Genomic DNA, 18,298 nt, shown 5'->3' with positions numbered 1-18,298 from the left:
ATTCAGGTAAAGTTGTGTTTCAGATATTTAACCGGCGAGTGTAATGCAGGATTCAACACCAAAAGAACAGGCTGGCAAACCGCAACAGGGTGGTTTTTTCAGCAATCTGATGTTTAACATCGTAATACCCGTATTTATTTTAACAAAGTTCAGCGGTGAGTCTGCACTCGGTCCTGCCTGGAGTATCGTTGTCGCATTGGCCTTCCCGATTGCCTATGGCCTTTGGGAGATGCGCATCACCGGTAAGGTGAATGGCTTTTCCATTCTGGGGGTGGTCAGTGTGCTGCTGACCGGCGGCATAAGCCTGCTGCAACTCGATCCTAAATATATTGCCATTAAAGAAGCGGCCATCCCGGGAATTATTGGTCTGGTGGTGTTGATTAGTCAGAAGTCGCATCGATCTGTCGTAAAGATGCTGATATTTAACGATAAAATCATTCAGATTGAGCGTGTATACAGCGCACTGAAAGATCATGGTAATGAATCTGAGTTTGAAAAGAAGATGACGGTTGTGACCTATCTGGTTGCGTCATCGTTCTTCCTGTCTTCCTTTTTAAACTATGTGCTGGCAAAGGTTGTGTTGAAAAGCCCACCCGGAACGACGGAGTTCAGTGCCGAGCTTGGCCAAATGACTGCGCTCAGTTACCCGGTGATTGTGGTGCCGAGCATGATCGTGCTGGTTGGCGCGTTGTGGTTCCTGTTGAGTCAGTTGAAGAAGCTGACCAAATTGCCGTTGGATGATTTGATGGTTGATACTGGTAAGAAGTGAGACGTGGAACGTGAGATGTTAAGGGCGCAGTGAGCGCCCTTTTTTGTTTTAGAACTTGTAGCTGGCCTGGATTCCGGCAAGCCAGATAGAGCCGTTGGTTTCCCCGGTAAAAACACCATCCAGGCTACCTTCGTCTTCAATCGTTGCATCTTCAGAGAGGATGTAGGCAAGGCCGGCATCGATAGTTAGTCGTTCGTTTGGTGAGAAGCCGGCACCGGCGGTCACCCAGTAACGGCTAGTTTCCGGAATGGTGGCTGTTCTGTCCTCATCATCTACAGCTGATTGGTCGTATGCAGCTCCGCTTCGTACCGTCCATTTAGAATTCAGCTGATATTCTGCGCCCACGGCAAGGCGGTAGCTGTCCTCCCAGCCTTCATACTTGTATATCGTGACATCATAGCTATCGAGCTCTGCATTCAGCTCGTCAAAAGAGCTCCAGTCGGTCCAGTTCAAACTAACCGATAGCAATAGCTGCTCGGTCGCCTGAAAGGCGTAGGCCAGCTCTGCTGTGGCGGGTAATGTCAATTCTAATGAACCAGTATCACTGCCCACAACTATATGCTCAGCAGTCCCTTCGAGGTTTAAATTCACTTCTGATTTATAAGTTAGACCCAAGCGATTTTTCTCGTTGATCTGCCAAGCAGCGCCAAGCTGCCAGCCCCACTCCTCGGTATCACCTTCAACGAAGCCTAATACTGTGTCACTTCCCGGCCAGGTAGAGCCAAAGGAGCCTTCAGCCATGACATAACGAATGCCACCGCCGATGCTAAAGCTCTCGGTAATCATATAGGCCAGGTTTAGGTTCATTTCAGTTGTGATGATTTCAGCGGTATCGCCCGTTGATGAACCCATGAAATCCTCACCCAAGTCAGTGCTCATACCGTAGTTTGTGCCGCCGGCTAGACCAATGGCCCATTTGTCATTTATCTGGTGAGACAGATATATGTTGGGGATAACGCCGCTATCAACATAGTCTTCGCTTGAAGCGCTATAGTTCATACCGTAGGTATCATTGGTATAGGTGCCCTCAACATCAACATCGGGATCAACATAAACCACACCGCCAGAAATTTGCGTGCCTTCAATGAAGCTAAGCAGTGCCGGGTTTCTCCACTGAGAGGCTGCGTTATCAGCAATAGCAGATTCGCCAGCATAAGCCCGGCCTAAACCTGTGGCAGAGTACTCTGATAGTTGGAAACCAGAAGCGATTGCTGGCGAGCTGATTAATGAGGCTTGGCTTACTAATGCTATTGGTAGTGCTTTATAGATTTGTTTTTTCATAGTGACAATTCATTCTTGTTGTAGGTTTCTGGGCTGAATTTCGATTTGTTTTCGTATTTCTTTCGATTGCTGTACGAGTGTTCTTTAATTGCAGGCGAAAAAAAGCCCGGCACATCGGCCGGGCTTTTTGCTGTTTTTAGCGTTGCTAAAACTATTCGTCTATGAAGCTCCGCAGGTGGTCAGAGCGAGAAGGATGACGCAGCTTGCGCAGTGCCTTGGCTTCAATCTGACGGATACGCTCACGCGTCACATCAAACTGCTTGCCGACTTCTTCCAGCGTGTGGTCGGTATTCATGTTAATACCAAAACGCATACGCAGCACCTTGGCTTCACGCGCGGTTAGGCCAGCCAGAACCTCTTTGGTGGCTTCACGCAGACCGGTGGAGGTAGCAGAGTGAATCGGCAGCTCCATGGTGTTGTCTTCAATGAAATCGCCCAGTGAGCTGTCTTCATCATCACCGATGGGTGTTTCCAGTGAGATCGGCTCTTTGGAAATTTTCAGCACCTTGCGGATCTTGTCTTCAGGCATGTCCATGCGTTCAGCCAGTTCTTCCGGTGTTGGCTCGCGACCCATTTCCTGCAACATCTGGCGGGAAATACGGTTCAGCTTGTTGATCGTTTCGATCATGTGTACCGGAATACGGATAGTACGCGCTTGGTCAGCAATAGAGCGGGTAATCGCCTGACGAATCCACCAGGTCGCATAAGTCGAGAACTTATAACCACGGCGGTATTCGAACTTATCGACCGCTTTCATCAGGCCGATGTTGCCTTCCTGAATTAAATCCAGGAACTGCAAGCCACGGTTGGTGTACTTCTTGGCAATGGAGATCACCAGACGCAGGTTCGCCTCGACCATTTCTTTCTTGGCGCGACGGGCGCGGGCTTCACCGATAGAGATGCGACGGTGGATATCTTTCACTTCTGCCAGAGTAACGCCGGTAGATTTCTGGATGTTGCGCAACTTACGCTGAGCACGACGTAATTCCACTTCGTGACGGAAGGCTTCTTCTGCGTACTTAGGGTCTTCAAGAACCTGGTTGAGCCACTGATCTTCAGTTTCGTGACCCACAAACAGGTCGATAAACTCTTTGCGCGGCATTTTCAGCGTGCGAACACAGATGGCAATGGCCTTGCGCTCTTGCGCGCGAATGTCTTCAACAGTCACTTTGATTGGGTTGATCGAGTCTTCAAAGGCTTTAGGCGTTAACTTAAAGCATGAGAAGGTTTCACCCATCGCAGAGAGGGCAGCATTGGCTTCTTTGCTGTAGCGGCCTTTTTCTTCAATGATTTTCAGAGCTTCACTGAGCTGCTGTTTCAGCAGGGTAAAGCGCTCACGAGCCAGTTCCGGATCCGGGCCGTTATCGACTTCTTCATCGGAATCGTCATCATCGTCGTCATCCAGATCGTCGTCGCTGTTGTCTTCGGTCTGAATTGCATCCGGTGAATCTGCCGCAGGCAGTGGATCTTCTTCATCAGGGTCCTGGAAGCTGGTAAGGATGTCAGAAAGGCGGCCGCCTTCTTCTTCCAGTGTAGCTTCATAGGCTTCGATAATGTCTTTAATTACGCCCGGGTAGAAAGCCATGGCCTGCATGACTTCACGCGTGCCTTCTTCGATGCGCTTGGCGATTACGATTTCGCCTTCACGGGTCAACAGTTCAACCGTGCCCATTTCGCGCATATACATACGAACCGGGTCTGTTGTGCGTCCAGTATCGCTTTCTACAGCGGCAAGGGCTGCTGCTGCTTCTTCGGTGGCGTCTTCATCGGTGTTTTGATCGCTTTCTGCAAGCAGCAGTTGATCGGCATCCGGTGCTTGTTCAAACACCTCGATACCGATATCGTTGATCATTGCAATGATGTCTTCGACCTGATCCGGAGAGTTAATCTCTTCCGGCAGGTGGTCGTTCACCTCGGCAAAGGTTAAGTAACCTTGCTCTTTACCTTTGGCAATCAGTTCTTTAAGTCGGGACTGACGCTGGGATTTTTCAGCCATAGATAACCTGTAAACTCTGTTTTTGGTTGATAGTGCACGCAAATAGCCGGATATTGTACAGGAAATCAACAGCTTAGACACTCTGGTAATGGTCTAAATCAAGTATATTTCCTGTGATAAGCTTATATTTCAGTGCACATTTAAATGCCTTGGCCACCGTTTACAGTGGTTTTCCGGCGTTTTTACCTTTCAGGCTTTTATCGCCGCTTTTTTTGTTTCAGCAGATCGCGGTATCTCTGCTTGTCGCTGTCCGTTAGGGTTGGATCCAGCGTAAGAACTCGCTGTTTAAGCTGTTCGTATTCGTCATCGGGTGCCCTATGGGTTAGGGCGTTAATTATTTTTTCAAGTTCCTGCTTAGCAAACTCTTTCTCATCGGAGTGGTTTTCATTCGAAGCTTCCAGCCATAAGTAATCAGAGGTGGAGATCGGTGAAAGGGCCTCTCTGAGGTTGTGTTGGCATAAGTAATCAAAGGCGAAATAGATATCTTTTTTGGGGGCCTCGCGTAACAGCTTGATTACGGTTTTTAACAGTTGGTGCTCATCATCTCCGGGCAGGTGGCCCACGGCGCCCATATCAATTGACAAGGCTAGCTCAGGATAGCGAATTAACCAGGCCAATGCCCGATGAACAACACCGATGCGCACATCGAGTTTGGATGATTTTTTGGGCTGTGCAACTCTGGGGGCTTCGTCGCCCTGGTAGGGTGGCGCAAAATGCCTCGGCTCATCTGCTGGTGCGGGCTCGGCAGGGGCCGGTTCAGGTGCTTCGGCTTTGTAGTTGTCGATGATTTGTTCGGTCGTCAGACCAATCAGGTCTGAGAGTTGCCGGTAAAGCAGTTGTTTGAAAATGCCGTCCGGGGCTTTTTCAATCCAGCCGCGGGCCAGGCTGGCGAGCTTGGCACGGCCATCCAGTCTGGAGATATCGGCCTGGCTCTGAAGGTGCTGGAACAGAAAATCCGAGCAACTTTGTGCTTGCTTCACCCGGTGCATAAAGCCATCAAAGCCTTCTTTTTGCACCATGGTGTCCGGGTCTTCGCCTTCCGGCAGGAAAAGGAAGCGCACCTGATAGCCATCTTTGATTTCCGGTAGGCAGTTCGCCAGTGCCCGTTCTGCAGCTCTGCGGCCGGCTTTATCACCATCAAAGCAAAAAACCAGTTCAGCGGTATGCTTAAACAGCTTCTGGATATGGGTGCTGGATGTCGCGGTACCCAGCGTAGCCACTGCATTGCGTACCTTGTGCTGAGCCAGAGCGACAACATCCATGTAGCCCTCAACAATGATGATGTTTTCAAAGTCTTTCAGCGCCTTGCGGGCTTCATACAGGCCGTACAGCTCAGCCCCTTTATGGAAGATGGGTGTTTCCGGGCTGTTCAGGTACTTGGGCTTTTCATCCGGTGTCATGACCCGGCCGCCAAAGGCGATGACCCGGCCTTTTATGTCGCGAATGGGAAACATCAACCGGTTGCGGAAGCGGTCGTAGACCCGGCCCTGATTGTTCTGGGTGAGCATGCCGGTGGTGAGCAGTTCCTGCGTGGTTTTGTCGTTGCGGAAGTGCTGAATCAGGTTGTCCCAGCCGGCTGGGGCGAAGCCAATGCCAAAAGTGCGAATGGTGTCTTCGGTCAGGCCGCGGGTCAGTGCATATTGCTGCACTGCGGCAGCATCGGGATGCTGATAGAGCTGGTGGATGAAGTAATCCGCACAGCTGCTCATCAGGTCGTGCAGTGTTCGGCGTTGCTGTTGTCGCTGTTGGGATTCCTTGCTGACTTCTTCGCGCGGCACATCCTGCCCGGCCATGCGTGCCAGCTCTTCAATGGCTTCAACAAAGCTTAGGCTTTCGTACTCCTGCAGGAATTTAACCGCTGTGCCGGAAGCACCACAGCCAAAGCAGTAATAGAATTGCTTGCTGGAATTTACTGAGAATGAGGGAGAGTTTTCTTTGTGGAATGGGCAGCAGGCCCAGTGATCTTTGCCTTTCTTTTTAAGGTCGATCCGATTACCAATAACTTCAACGATGTCGGTGCGATCGAGCAGTTGCTCTATAAAGTCATTGGGAATTAAGCCGGCCATAAGGTCTCTCTGGCAAATACTGAAAGCAAAACAGGCTTAGTGGCGGGTGATGGTTTAGCTCAGTTGCGCCTTGATCAACTTGCTGATCTCGGCTATATCGGCCCGGCCCTGGGCTTTTGGCTTGATTAAGCCCATCACTTTACCCATGTCGGCCATGGATGTTGCGCCAACCTGTGAGATTGACTCTGAGACTAAAGCGCTTATTTCGTCTTCAGTCAACGCCGCCGGAAGAAAAGTGGATATCACCTCCAGTTCATAACGTTCGATCGCGGCAAGATCTTCGCGCCCGGCTTCCTCATATTGAGCAAGAGAGTCGCGTCTTTGTTTGGTCATTTTGTCCAGAACGGCCAAAACACGGTTGTCGTCCAGTTCAATACGCTCGTCGACTTCAATGCGTTTGAGCTCTGCCAGGATCATACGGATCGCACCGAGGCGTTCCTTTTCCCTGGCGCGCATGGCCTCTTTCATGCTTTGAGTGAGGTTTTGCTTGAGCTCAGACATATCGTTAACCCACGTATTTTTAAAACTTACTAAAAGTTATTAGTAAAGACGGTTCATGCGCTTGTTTTCACGGGACAGCTTTTTAGCATGACGCTTAACAGCTGCAGCTTGCGCACGTTTACGAACCCAGGTTGGCTTTTCATAGTGTTCACGACGACGTACTTCAGACAGTACACCTGCTTTTTCGCAAGAACGCTTGAAACGACGCAGTGCTACGTCAAATGGCTCGTTATCTTTTACTTTAACGTGTGGCATTTAATCTTCCTAAAAATTATGGGTTGATCGAAACCAGAGCAGCGCTCAGATTTTCGAGGCGCGTAATTATACTGATGCCTCCCTAGGGTATCAAGACTGGATTTGAATTAACTTGTGGTCGCGGCCGGTATTTGCCGTCTTTTGGCGAATGTTGGCCGTGCACCGAGCCCCGCTATTGAGTGGCAGCAAAGCATCAATATCGATAAACTACGCGACCTTTTAAAGCTACAGTCAATTTTTTTATGCGTGTTTTGGGAATAGAAAGCTCTTGTGATGAAACCGGTGTCGCTATTTATGACAGTGAACAGGGGTTGATGGCGCATCAGCTGTACAGTCAGGTAAAAATGCATGCCGAATTTGGCGGAGTGGTGCCGGAGCTGGCCTCGCGTGACCATATTCGCAAGCTGGCGCCTATGATCCGCGGCGTGTTTACCGATGCCGGTCTTGAGTTTGGTGATGTCGACGGCATCGCCTATACCGCCGGGCCGGGCCTGGTGGGTGCCCTAATGGTGGGTGCCTCTATGGGGCGCTCGTTAGCGATGGGCTGGGGTGTGCCGGCCATTGCTGTGCATCATATGGAAGGTCACCTGTTGGCCCCGATGCTGGAAGAGCAGCCGCCGGAATATCCGTTTGTCGCGCTGTTGGTCAGTGGTGGTCATACCATGCTGGTTGATGTCAGCGCACCTGGCTGTTATCGGATTCTTGGCGAAACCCTCGACGATGCCGCCGGTGAAGCCTTTGATAAAACCGCAAAAATGATGGGGCTGCCCTATCCGGGCGGGCCACTGCTGAGCCAGAAGGCTGATCAGGGTGTAAAGGGTGTGTTTGAGTTTCCAAGGCCGATGATTGACCGCCCGGGCATGGACTTCAGCTTTTCAGGGCTAAAAACAGCAGTACGGCTTGCCATAGCCCGGCACGCCGTTGATGAGGTAGTGGAAGAGCAGATTCAGGCCGACATTGCCTGTGGCTTTCAGCAGGCTGTTATTGAAACGCTGGCTATTAAATGTCGCCGGGCACTGCGTGAGACCGGCCATAAAACACTGGTCATTGCCGGAGGTGTCAGCGCCAACAAATCGCTGCGTACGGCGCTGCATGCCATGTGTAAGAAAGAGCGGGCCAGGGTGTTTTATGCCCGGCCAGAATTCTGTACCGATAACGGTGCCATGATTGCCTATGCCGGTTGGCTGCGCCTTAAGGCCGGTCAGCAATCTTCGCTCAAGGTTGAAGTAAAGGCGCGCTGGCCGTTGGATGAACTGGAGCCGATTAATGTCTGATGTAGTGTACATTCACGGATTAGAGGTTGAGAGCCTGATTGGTGTCTATGACTTTGAGCGCCATGCCCGACAAAAGTTGATTCTCGACTTTGATATAGATTTTGATTGCGCTGCTGCCGGTGCAACTGACGATTTGAGCCTGGCTCTGGATTACGATCGCCTGTCCAGGTTGGTGCGCGACTGGTGTGCAGAGCAAACCTTTGAGCTCATTGAGTCGATCGGTGAAGGTTTGTGTCGCCTGGTGCATCAGGAGTTTGGCGTGAAGCGGGTGCGTCTGGCTATTAATAAGCCTGCGGCCGTGCCAGGCTGTTCGGCGGTTGGAACTCGCATAGAGCGCTGCTTTGAATGACCGGGCAGTCTCTTAATAAGCAGCAGGTGGCTTTAAGCCTTGGCAGCAACGTTGATCGTTACCGGAATATCAATGCCGGGTTAAAGGCCCTGCACGAGCAATTTGGAGCGCTGGATTGCTCGCCGGTTTATGAATCGGCGTCGGTCGGTTTCGATGGTAGCCCCTTCCTTAACATGGTTGCGGTCATTTGCACCGACCTGTCACTGACTGAATTGATCGCCCGCTTAAAGCAAATTGAAGATGATCATGGCCGGGATCGCCGCAGCCCGAAGTTTTCACCGCGTACACTGGATATTGATGTCGTCACCTATGGCGCGCAGGCCGGTGTGGTTGAGGGTATTGAGTTGCCGCGCCCGGAGTTGTTCTTTAACGCCTTTGTAACGCTGCCGCTGTCGCGTTTGTTGCCCGGGCAGACGGTGCCGGGCAAAGACTATACCTTTCTGCAGCTATGGCAGGAACAGGGCAACCGTCAGCAGTGGTTGCAAGAGGTTGAGTTTCGCTTTAGCTATCTGGATTAGCTTTGCTGCAGGTATGTAATCTCTAGGCAATGCATATCTTTTCCTGCTGTATTTCAAACTCAACCGGAATCAGTGATTCGCCCTGGCAAGGGCCGGCCAGGCAGGCGCCGGTTTCAATCTCAAACAGTGCGCCATGCACCGAACATTCAATCAGTGCGCCTTCAGCATCAAGAAACTGATCGGCCTGATATTCAAGGTTGGTGTGAAGATGAGGGCATTCGTTTTTATAAACAAAAATCTGGCCGTCCCGTTTGACCGCAAAAACCGGCCCGGCAGGGCTGTCGAAGCCGCGGGATTTACCTTCTTCCAGATCATGTATGTGGCATAAGACGGTCATGGCGTTCCTCAAATCTGATTGCTGTCTGCAAGGGTTGCAGCTTGCTGATGTAAAAGTCTGTCCATTTCACTGATCGCGTCCAGCTCCCAAACTTCCAGTCGCTGCCCGTCACGCAGGGTGATATCTCTGACCAGGTTGGCCTCAATCTTGGCGTTGACTTCCGGGTGCTGCAAAAGTGGTTCAGCCAGCAGGATCTGATCGACCGGCTGCAGGGCTTTTATTTGCGACAGGCGGGTTTCTGCATCGCCGGCGACCATCGGCAGTGGCAGGCCGTGTTTGTGGGTTCGGCTGATAAAGGCCGGGCCTGAACTGACGGCAATGCCCAGCGCAGGTGCCAGCTGATCGAGGGATTGGCCCATTAAGTCCTGCGCTATCTGTATTACACGGGCAGAGCAGACGGCGTTCAGGGCGTAGTCGTCAGAGCCGGTCAGACCGAATGCCAGGGTGAGTCCGTCTGGCAGAACGATACCCTGATACAACTCGCTGACCTGAATCATCAGTTGCTCATAGCTTTGCCAGAGCTGCTGCAATTGATTGGCGTCATAGATGCGAATCAGCTGTTCCCAGTTCTGGCATACGACCGAAACCAGTGCAACATCGAGATACTGACTGCCACCGTCTCCCAGCTCTACCTGCTCAAACAATCGCTCGGTATTCAGGCCGGCCTCACTCTGATTCAGGTGCTGCATGAGTTTGCCATGCTGCTGCATTGGCTGGTTCAGCAGGGTGAACAGCTGCTTAAGCTGTTGTTCGGGTGTGCCTTTGAGCTGTTGGGCCACGGCAGGCAGTTGCTCTTTAATGGTGCCCGCAATGCTGGCCCATTCTTTCTGGTGATTCTGATGGCGTAAATAGAGGAACAAGCCAAGGCCAAAAAGCCCGACGATGTTAAACACCAGCCAGCTGTTGATGGCCTGTTTTTTCCAGTGCTGAATATTACGCTCACTGACCGAGACTTCGGCGTAGCCAAGCAGTTCGTTGCTGAACTGAATTGGGGCTCTGAATACCCGCCCGGTTTCGGTGGTGTTCTTGGTTCGCGAGCTCAGGCGATTGCCGGTTTCATCGGCAATGACGGTGGCCAACAGAACGTTATCCTGATCGCTGACCCGGTTTAGCAGGTTGCTCAGGCTTACCCGGTTGTTGCTGTGCAGCGCCGAGGTGGCCTCAAAGGCGAGGTTGCGAACCAGGCTGTTGCCCAGCTGCTCTGTCGCTGAGCTTAGATTGTTGACTGCCGGAATGTACCAGATTGCAAACAGCAGTACGTTCAGCAGGATGAGCATGGCCGCGGCAAAGAAAGCGAGCGGTTGGAGTAGCCAGTTCAGGTTTTTCATGATGGTGGATTAAATCAGGTTAGTCGATACAATAACAGCGCAAGCTCGCAAGCCCAGTCAGCTGGGGCTATCTTAAAGGGCTGAGCAATAAAAATCATCGTCTGTGTTCGCACAATAAGAACAGACCACCCACTATAAGAAGAGAGGAATCCGTATGAGCAACGCTGTTGAACAGTTGGAAAAGCAAATTAAGGCTTTGCAGAAGGGCTTGTTTTTAATGAGTCCGAAAGATCGTGTAAGAGCATTATCGTCTCATGAAACGGATGACTTGATCCATGAATTACAAGGTGTTGCTGACGACGCCTTAAAAACGTTAGATCAGCTGAAAAGCTGAAGACATCGGAGACGGCGTGAGTACTATTTTAATGTTGAAAGTCAGTGGTCAGGATCAGATTGGTCTGACCGCTGCAATGAGTCAGATATTGGCGGAATCCAGCGTGACGATTCTCGATATCGGTCAGTCAGTCATTCATGATCAGGTTTCCCTGGGGATGTTGGTGCAGTTACCGGAATCCGAGGACAGCGCCCACATGCTTAAAGAGCTGCTGTTCCAGGCACACGAGCGGGACCTGCAGGTGAAGTTTACGCCGGTGAGTGATCAGGCCTATCAGGAATGGGTAAATCAGCAGGGTAAGGATCGCTTCGTATTGACGATTCTGGCGCGCAGAATAAATGCCGTTCATCTGAATCATGTATCACAGGCCGTTTCCGAGCAGAATCTGAATATTCAGAATATTTCCCGACTAACAGGGCGGGTGGCGCTGGATAACGATGTTGATAGCGATAAGGCCTGTATTGAGCTGACGCTGCAGGGGCATCCGAAGAGCCTGGAGCAACTGCGTGCTCGTTTTCTGCAGATCAGTTCTGAGCTGGATGTAGATGTTGCCTTCCAGGTCGACAGCGTTTACCGCCGAAACCGCCGTCTGGTGTGTTTCGATATGGACTCCACGCTGATCGAGGCTGAGGTTATTGATTTGCTGGCTGAGGCTGCCGGTGTTGGTGATGAGGTCTCCCGCATTACCGAAGAGGCGATGCAGGGCAAGCTCGATTTTCAGCAGAGTTTCCGCCGTCGAATGGCGTTGCTTAAGGGCCTGGATGAGTCCGTACTCTCTGAAATTGCCGAGCAGCTGCCAATTACAGAAGGGGCCGAGCGTCTGATTCGTAATTTGAAAGCCTATGGCTACAAAACGGCGATTCTTTCCGGCGGCTTTACCTACTTTGGCCGTTACCTGCAGAAGAAGCTGGGTATCGATTTTGTCTATGCCAATGAACTCGATATTGTCGATGGTAAGGTCACCGGAGAGGTCACGGGCGATATTGTTGACGGTGCCATGAAGGCGCGCCTGCTGAAGCGGTTGGCCGAGCAGGAAGGCATACAGTTGGAGCAGACCATTGCAGTAGGCGATGGCGCTAATGACCTGCCAATGTTGTCAGAGGCAGGGCTGGGCATTGCTTTCAGAGCTAAGCCAATTGTCAAGGAAAGTGCCCGTCACTCAATCTCTACACTGGGGCTGGATGGTGTGCTTTACTTCCTGGGCTTCCGCGATCAGGAAATGCACGCCTGAGTTTGTTTTAGCGAAAAAAAAGAGGCTTTAAACAGCCTCTTCCTCGTCGGAGTCGAAATCGTACTCCATGTCATCCAGAGGGGCCTGCAGGTAGTAGCCCTGAATGTAGTTGACCCCCAGCTCCCACAGGGACGCCAGTACCTCGGCGTTTTCTATCTTCGGAATAATAGAGTTGATCTCATTGCTGTGGATTTCTTTCAGCAGGTTGGTCAGCTCTTCAGAGGCCTGGCCTTGCTCGAGCAGCTGATCAACAAAGGCTGGGTGAATTCTGGCGTAATCAATATGCAGGTGGCGGGTCAGCGAGAAAGCATCGCGGGCCATGCCGAAGTTGTTGATTGACAGCTGACACTTCAGAAGCGATAAGCCTTTGCTGAAGGCTTTAGCAACCTTCAGGTAACTGAGCGCGGTATCTTCTGAGATTTGGAAGCAAAGCGAATCGCCCGGCAGTTTGTTCTTCTTCAACAGGCTGTTAACCCAGGGTAAGAAGGTTGGATCCTGAATGGTAGCGGAGGTCAGGTGAATCAGCAGCTGCGTGTTGTTGCCGCGCTTGCGATGCTCCGACAGGGATTCAACACAGTGTTCCACTACCCAGCGGTCGAGCTTTCCGCTCAGTTCGCTGTGCTCAATAGCCGGTAAAAATTCTTTTGGTGATATGTCTGCACCATCCTTGTCTTTAAGCCGGACAAGAATGTCATAGTGTTCCTGACTGTCACCGCGCAGACTCATGATTGGCTGAAACTGCAGATGCATGCCGTCATGGTTCAGCGCATGCTCAATTTTGGCGATGATCGAGTTATCCATCAGATTAGCAATATCGGACTTGTCGAAATAGGCGATCTGTTTGCCTTCTTTGACCGCTTGGTTAAAGGCGAGGTCGGCATGGACCAGCGCTTCATTGCCGTCTTTGCAGGCTTCATCGATATGCGCCAGTCCAAATACCAGCTCCACAGGAATGGTTTTATTCCGGACTTCAAACAGGTGGCTATTCAGGCTACTGAGAATTGACGTGCAGTGTTCCTGGGCCTTCTCCAGATCCAGCTGGTGGTAAATAACGGAGAACATGCCATCCGAATAGTGCGCCAGGGTGGAATCGGCTGTCTGGTGTTTCTGTAATTGTTCGCCAATCTGTTTCAGCAGGTCGTCGGTATCGGTGACAGACATGTTGACCTTAACCGATTCTAAATTGGCGATGCCAATGTGCGAAACAATTTGTCGTTTGCCCTGCGCAAGCACCTGCTGGTAGCTTTGTTCAAGTTTTTCATTGAAGTAAACACGGTTGTGCAGGCCGGTAACGATATCCTGATGGCTGATTTCCTTGATCTTTTCTTTAAGCTCGGCTTCGCTCTTGGATTCGCTCTTGCGTATAACAATCTGCGTGCAGGGCTCACCTTCGTATGAGGCCTCTGAAAAGGTCATGTTGATCTTAAATGTTTTACCGTCAGCATTTTCCCCAACGGTATCCAGGCTACTGATGTTGCCATCTGAATAGTGTTTCAGCGTGTCTTTCAGCTTGCTGACTTCATCACCCTGAACCAGATCCATTAACGGAATGCACTGCAGCTCTTCAATATCGCCGTAGCCGAATAAATCCATATACACCGGGTTGGCATAGATGTGCATGCCTTCATGAACGTAGGAAATAGCATCAACAGAGCTTTCAAGAAGCAGCTGGCAGCGCTTTTCAGATTCGCGCAGGCTGACCCGTTGGCTACGCAGGCTTCGGCGGTCTTTCAGTGCTGCGAATTCCCGTTTTGTGGCCAGTGCGATATGTTGCTCAGAGCTTTCAACCACCACATCGGCCATACCCATATCCAGCGCGCTGGATATGATGTCTTCGTTGTAGTCGTCAATCAGGCCAATAATGGGGATGTCTTTACCATCTCGCTGAACCGTTTCCACAGCTTCGGTGGCATCGAGTGTGGCGGTGTTCAGTTTTACCAGCATGATGTCCCAGGCTTGTTCGTCAATGACTTCCGACAATTCGCCAATTGACGCAATAAAATGGCTGCGCACAGCCTGACCCGAGTTGCGAATTGCGTTGGCAACCGGCTCGGCTTCATTTTGCGTGTCATGTATCAGGAGAATGCGGATAGCACTGCTTGAACTAGGGCTCATGAAATTAACTGCTTTAGTTTGAAATATTGATTAATGGTAGAAGTATAGAGTTAAACGGTAGAACTTCACACTTTCTGAATGAATGGATTCGTTAAAGTGTTACCAAGTTGGCGCTATAAAGCGAGAGGTATCGTTGACATGGACTCTGACAAGGCGTCACTTCCATATTGTTTGCACATTTGGCAGCTGGCCTGCTGGCTTATAATTGACGCCACAGGCTTTCAAAGCTGTCGGCATCCTCGGAGGATGAGGTGCTCTGTTCTGGTTCCATAGTGCGCTGAGTGACCGAGCGAATCTGGAACTGGCTGATAATGCCGGTCGACATAATACGCTTGGTCAGCTGGTACTTTTCATCGGTGCCGTTAATGTTAATGCTTACCTTGTTGCCAATGTTGAATGGCAGCTTGGGGGTGATGACCGAGGCATCCTGACCGATGGCTTTGATTTCGGGAATGAACAGCGCGCGCAAAAAGTCGCCATGCGAGCCGGTTTTATTCAGCAGGCGAATACCGCATGGCCGGCTGTTGGGTGCCAGCAGTTCAATACCCATTTGGGTACCAATCTCTTTGCCCTGGCGGATCCAGCGGACCACGCCTAAATTCCAGTGTCTCAGCTGATCTTCTTTAATGCCGACAATTTCACCGGTTTTAAGGTTAGAAGCGGGTGAGTCGGTCCACTGAATGCAATAGCCCCTCGGGCTCAGGTTTACCAGCTGGCCGGCATATTTGGGGTGGTTTTCATCCTTATCAGCAGAAAACTCAATCGGGTCGTCGGTTGCACCCGTTGAAGTGCCGGCAGCGCCATCAGCATCGAAAGAGGCACTCCAGATATCCTGTTGTTCTTTAATACTTTGGGTGTCTGCGGCGCTGAAACGGCTGCTGACAGCCCCCATAAACGGGTTGTTACTGTGACCTGAACCATAAAGGAGCGAATAAAAGCCCACGCCTTCGGCAATATGGAAGTGTGTTGCCGTCAGGCCGACAGCGATTGAAACATCGCCGCTGGCGGGTGTGCGCGAAAAGCTGCGCTGCTTCATGCCACCCCAGGATTGAATCAGGTGCTCCAGCAGGCCGATGTTAAATTTTTCGTCAACGATAAGGGTTTTGCTGGTTCTATTGGCGGCTGAAAGGGTTTTATGGTCGCTATGCAGCACCCGAACTAATGGCAGTACGTTTACGCCCAGGTAATCGGAGAGGTTCGATTTTTTGATCAGGTAGCGGTAGATAGGGGCGCTGTCTACTTCCGGGTTGATGACCAGAACGGATTTATCATCGGCAACTTCATCGATGGTTAAAAAGGAAACCCATTTGCTCAGGGCAGCATAAACATCGCTCAGCTCACGTTGCAGCAGCTGGTTTGGCTGGCACGCACCTAAAAGAATGGTTTTAAGGTAAGCCTGCTGAATGCTCAGCTGTGTGCTTTCCATAGGGTCGTTAACCACTTCATTCTGCAGGTTGAATGCGGAGGCTATCTGATACAGCTGATGAATTTCCTGCCAGATACCCGTCGGTGTCTGAATGTAGAGCTGATAAGAGCGCAGGATAGCCGGCATAAGCTCGGTCATGGATCGCTGAATGGCTTTCGCCAGAGGCGCCTTTTGCTTGCTGGTGGTGCCGGATTGGTCCATTAGGCGCTGGACCACAATTTTATAGCCAATCGCCAGGTGTGTTTGCAGAGCCTGGGCGAGGTTGGCGACTTTGCGCTGCTGTTCATCCAGCACCACACCCTGATACAGGTAGCGGTTGTTTAACTGCTGGCAAACAAAGTGAATAGGCGGGCGAATCATATCCAGCAGCTCAAGTCGCACGGCATCAGTGCTCTTCAGCTGGTTGAATTCGATAATTGCGTGATAGAGCTGGCGAGACGTTTCGCCGATGTTTGCCATTGGCAGACTATCAACCCATGCCCTAACCTGCCTGGTAGTCGGGTCGCAAAAGGTCAGAGTCGTCTGAGTTTGCTCAGGTATATTTAGGTATGGCTGGTTGCGGTGTCGCATGCAATTCTCTATCCGTCGTCCCTGTCAGTATAGCTGCTTTTGCTCAAATTCAACCTTTGATCAGATTTTGCAAAAAACCTGCGTATTTATGGTTGAAGCTGGTCAAATTGCACCAAACTATAGCTATAGTAATCTTCGCATTGTCCTGATTTTTTATCTACTAATCAAATGGTTGAGCCTTGCTCAGCATATCGCAGAAATGATTACTTCCGTGTGAGCTAATATTCACTTTCATGCGTTGGGTTAACCCAAGTTTTACTTACCTTGCCAGGTATCTCTCTGACCAGTTTTGGCACCAGATAGCCAGATAGCTCCCGCTGCATTTTATCCCAGATTTCAGCGGCCTGCGTATGGTCGATGTAAAAGTGGCTTGTACCCTGAACTTTATCAGGCATGTGCAGGTAGTAGGGCATGACCCCGGCTTCAAACAGCTTTTTATTCAGCTCAATAAGTATGTCTGCGCTGTCGTTGATGGTTTTTAGCAGTACTGATTGATTCAGCAGGTTGACCCCCGCAGCTTTTAAGGACAGCAACCTCCGTTTGAGTTGCTCAGGCAGTTCGTTCGGATGGTTGATGTGAACAACCATTGTTGTTGTGAGTCGTTGGTTCGTCAGCAGATTAATAAAGTCATCACTCAGTCGGTCGGGGATAGCAACGGGTGTTCTGCTGTGAATTCTCAGGAACCTAAGATGAGGAATGGTGTTTAGCGTGCTGATGATCGCGGCCAGCTTGTTGTCAGAAATACTGAGCGGATCGCCACCACTGAGAATCACCTCGTTAATTTCCGGGTGCTCACTCAAGTAGCACCTAATTTTCTCCAGGTTTTCAAAATTGAGGTTGTTTTGCTGGTACTCAAAGTGGCGGCGGAAGCAGTAGCGGCAATGCATGGCACAAGCCTGATGGGCAATGATCAATACCCGGTTTTTATATTTATGAATCAGGCCGGGTATGGGGTTAGCGGTTGCTTCTTCCAGCGGGTCAGCCACGAAGCCCTTGATGTCGGTGTTTTCCTGCTGAGTAGGTAGCACCTGCAGCAGAATCGGGTCGTAGGGGTTGTTGGCGTTGATCAGGCTGGCCAGGTGGCGGGTAACCCGAGTGCTGAAAGGTTGGCTGTCATCAATGCTATAGGGCAGATCTGCCGGTTTCAGATTGAGGAATTCCAGTAATTCACCGGCAGATTTAAAGCTCTGTGCCATCTGTTGCTGCCAGCTGAGGGTGGAGTGCTCCGACTTTCCGATGAGATTGGAGTCCAAAGTTGAAGCAGAAACAGGTATCATATGCGCTCTTTTAATTCGGTAAACAGAAGATAGGGATTATGGCGACATATTCTACCAATGAATTTAAGTCTGGTTTGAAAGTTTTATTAGACGGTGAGCCATGCGCTATCGTTGAAAATGAATTTGTTAAACCGGGTAAAGGTCAGGCTTTTAACCGTGTAAAGCTGAAGAACCTAAAAACTGCTCGCACCTGGGAGCGTACCTTCAAATCTGGTGAGTCTATTGAAGCGGCCGATGTTATGGATATTGAAATGGAATATCTGTACAGCGATGGCGAATTCTGGCACTTCATGAAGACGGATGGCTCTTTTGAGCAGATTGCCGCCGACAAAGCTGCCGTTGGCGACACCATTGACTGGCTGAAAGAACAGGAAGCCTTTGAGGTGACGCTGTTCAATGGCGCGCCTATCGTGGTTACACCGCCAAATCACATTGAGCTGGAAGTTGTTGAAACCGACCCGGGCGTAAAGGGCGATACCGCAACCGGTGGCTCCAAGCCGGCGAAGTTGTCTTCCGGTGCAGTCGTGAAAGTACCGTTGTTCATCAATGAAGGTGAAGTTATTCGTGTTGATACCCGCTCACGCGATTACCTGAGCCGCGCCAAGAGCTAATCGCATTCTTTGAATGCATAAAGCCGCTGATGCGGCTTTTTTTTTCGATTATTTCCGGGA

At 50.7% G+C, this 18,298-nt stretch carries 17 protein-coding genes; 7 read left to right on the top strand and 10 right to left on the bottom strand.

Going from position 1 to position 18,298, the window contains the following annotated elements; translation table 11 throughout:
• Positions 1-43 precede the first annotated feature (43 nt).
• Positions 44-769: a VC0807 family protein gene (locus tag BCF53_RS02725; RefSeq protein ID WP_132699655.1), complete on the top strand. Its 726-nt coding sequence runs from the start codon at positions 44-46 to the stop codon at positions 767-769.
• 48 nt (positions 770-817) lie between these two features.
• Here the strand turns inward: BCF53_RS02725 and BCF53_RS02720 are convergent, their stop codons facing one another.
• The 5 genes from BCF53_RS02720 to rpsU all read right to left on the bottom strand — a co-directional run bounded on the left by BCF53_RS02720 (position 818) and on the right by rpsU (position 6,868).
• On the bottom strand, positions 818-2,050 hold the full coding sequence (locus BCF53_RS02720; protein WP_132699653.1) for an OmpP1/FadL family transporter: 1,233 nt from the start codon (positions 2,048-2,050) through the stop codon (positions 818-820).
• Between the two features lie 151 nt (positions 2,051-2,201).
• Positions 2,202-4,046, bottom strand: coding sequence for an RNA polymerase sigma factor RpoD (rpoD, locus tag BCF53_RS02715; RefSeq protein ID WP_132699651.1), 1,845 nt, complete (start codon positions 4,044-4,046; stop codon positions 2,202-2,204).
• A gap of 197 nt (positions 4,047-4,243) precedes the next feature.
• Positions 4,244-6,112 (bottom strand): DNA primase, encoded by a 1,869-nt coding sequence (gene dnaG, locus BCF53_RS02710; RefSeq protein ID WP_132699649.1) that lies wholly within the window; start codon positions 6,110-6,112, stop codon positions 4,244-4,246.
• Between the two features lie 54 nt (positions 6,113-6,166).
• Entirely contained in the window at positions 6,167-6,613 is a 447-nt protein-coding gene (locus BCF53_RS02705; RefSeq protein ID WP_132699647.1) for a GatB/YqeY domain-containing protein, read from the bottom strand.
• A gap of 39 nt (positions 6,614-6,652) precedes the next feature.
• Positions 6,653-6,868: a 30S ribosomal protein S21 gene (rpsU, locus tag BCF53_RS02700; protein WP_132699645.1), complete on the bottom strand. Its 216-nt coding sequence runs from the start codon at positions 6,866-6,868 to the stop codon at positions 6,653-6,655.
• 242 nt (positions 6,869-7,110) lie between these two features.
• Between rpsU and tsaD the strand changes: the two genes are divergently transcribed.
• From tsaD to folK, 3 genes are read left to right on the top strand one after another with little or no spacing between them, the layout of a single operon-like run.
• Positions 7,111-8,142, top strand: coding sequence for a tRNA (adenosine(37)-N6)-threonylcarbamoyltransferase complex transferase subunit TsaD (gene tsaD, locus BCF53_RS02695; protein WP_132699643.1), 1,032 nt, complete (start codon positions 7,111-7,113; stop codon positions 8,140-8,142).
• Positions 8,135-8,491, top strand: coding sequence for a dihydroneopterin aldolase (folB, locus tag BCF53_RS02690; RefSeq protein ID WP_165901788.1), 357 nt, complete (start codon positions 8,135-8,137; stop codon positions 8,489-8,491). The genes tsaD and folB overlap by 8 nt, the downstream gene beginning before the upstream one ends.
• Positions 8,488-9,009, top strand: a complete 522-nt coding sequence (gene folK, locus BCF53_RS02685; RefSeq protein ID WP_132699639.1) for a 2-amino-4-hydroxy-6-hydroxymethyldihydropteridine diphosphokinase — start codon at positions 8,488-8,490, stop codon at positions 9,007-9,009. The genes folB and folK overlap by 4 nt, the downstream gene beginning before the upstream one ends.
• Positions 9,010-9,031: 22 nt before the next feature.
• On the opposite strand, the gene BCF53_RS02680 is transcribed toward folK, so the two are convergent.
• Both BCF53_RS02680 and BCF53_RS02675 read right to left on the bottom strand, forming a co-directional pair.
• Positions 9,032-9,346 carry a Rieske (2Fe-2S) protein gene (locus BCF53_RS02680; protein WP_132699637.1) on the bottom strand — a complete coding sequence of 105 codons (315 nt, stop codon included), beginning with the start codon at positions 9,344-9,346 and terminating at the stop codon, positions 9,032-9,034.
• Between the two features lie 8 nt (positions 9,347-9,354).
• Positions 9,355-10,674, bottom strand: a complete 1,320-nt coding sequence (locus tag BCF53_RS02675) for a hypothetical protein (RefSeq protein WP_132699635.1) — start codon at positions 10,672-10,674, stop codon at positions 9,355-9,357.
• 154 nt (positions 10,675-10,828) lie between these two features.
• Here BCF53_RS02675 and BCF53_RS02670 point away from each other — a divergent pair, with 154 nt between their 5' ends.
• Both BCF53_RS02670 and serB read left to right on the top strand, forming a co-directional pair.
• The gene (locus BCF53_RS02670; protein WP_132699633.1) at positions 10,829-11,008 is read left to right on the top strand and encodes a hypothetical protein; all 180 of its coding nucleotides are present in this window, start codon (positions 10,829-10,831) and stop codon (positions 11,006-11,008) included.
• Between the two features lie 16 nt (positions 11,009-11,024).
• Positions 11,025-12,239 carry a phosphoserine phosphatase SerB gene (gene serB / locus BCF53_RS02665; RefSeq protein ID WP_165901787.1) on the top strand — a complete coding sequence of 405 codons (1,215 nt, stop codon included), beginning with the start codon at positions 11,025-11,027 and terminating at the stop codon, positions 12,237-12,239.
• A 27-nt stretch (positions 12,240-12,266) separates the two neighbouring features.
• Here serB and BCF53_RS02660 read toward each other — a convergent pair whose 3' ends face one another.
• From BCF53_RS02660 to epmB, 3 genes are all read right to left on the bottom strand, one after another.
• Positions 12,267-14,354, bottom strand: coding sequence for an EAL domain-containing response regulator (locus BCF53_RS02660; RefSeq protein ID WP_132699631.1), 2,088 nt, complete (start codon positions 14,352-14,354; stop codon positions 12,267-12,269).
• A 199-nt stretch (positions 14,355-14,553) separates the two neighbouring features.
• A complete protein-coding gene (locus BCF53_RS02655; RefSeq protein WP_132699629.1) occupies positions 14,554-16,239 on the bottom strand; it encodes a hypothetical protein in 1,686 nt (561 codons plus the stop codon).
• Positions 16,240-16,568: 329 nt separating this feature from the next.
• On the bottom strand, positions 16,569-17,627 hold the full coding sequence (gene epmB, locus BCF53_RS02650) for an EF-P beta-lysylation protein EpmB (RefSeq protein WP_132699627.1): 1,059 nt from the start codon (positions 17,625-17,627) through the stop codon (positions 16,569-16,571).
• A 38-nt stretch (positions 17,628-17,665) separates the two neighbouring features.
• Here epmB and efp point away from each other — a divergent pair, with 38 nt between their 5' ends.
• Complete coding sequence (gene efp, locus BCF53_RS02645; RefSeq protein WP_132699625.1) at positions 17,666-18,238, top strand: elongation factor P; 573 nt, start codon at positions 17,666-17,668, stop codon at positions 18,236-18,238.
• Positions 18,239-18,298 lie beyond the last annotated feature (60 nt).

The sequence above is a fragment of the Reinekea marinisedimentorum genome, from assembly GCF_004341165.1.
Lineage (GTDB): Bacteria > Pseudomonadota > Gammaproteobacteria > Pseudomonadales > Natronospirillaceae > Reinekea > Reinekea marinisedimentorum.
This window is presented reverse-complemented; position numbering and strand designations above follow the sequence as displayed.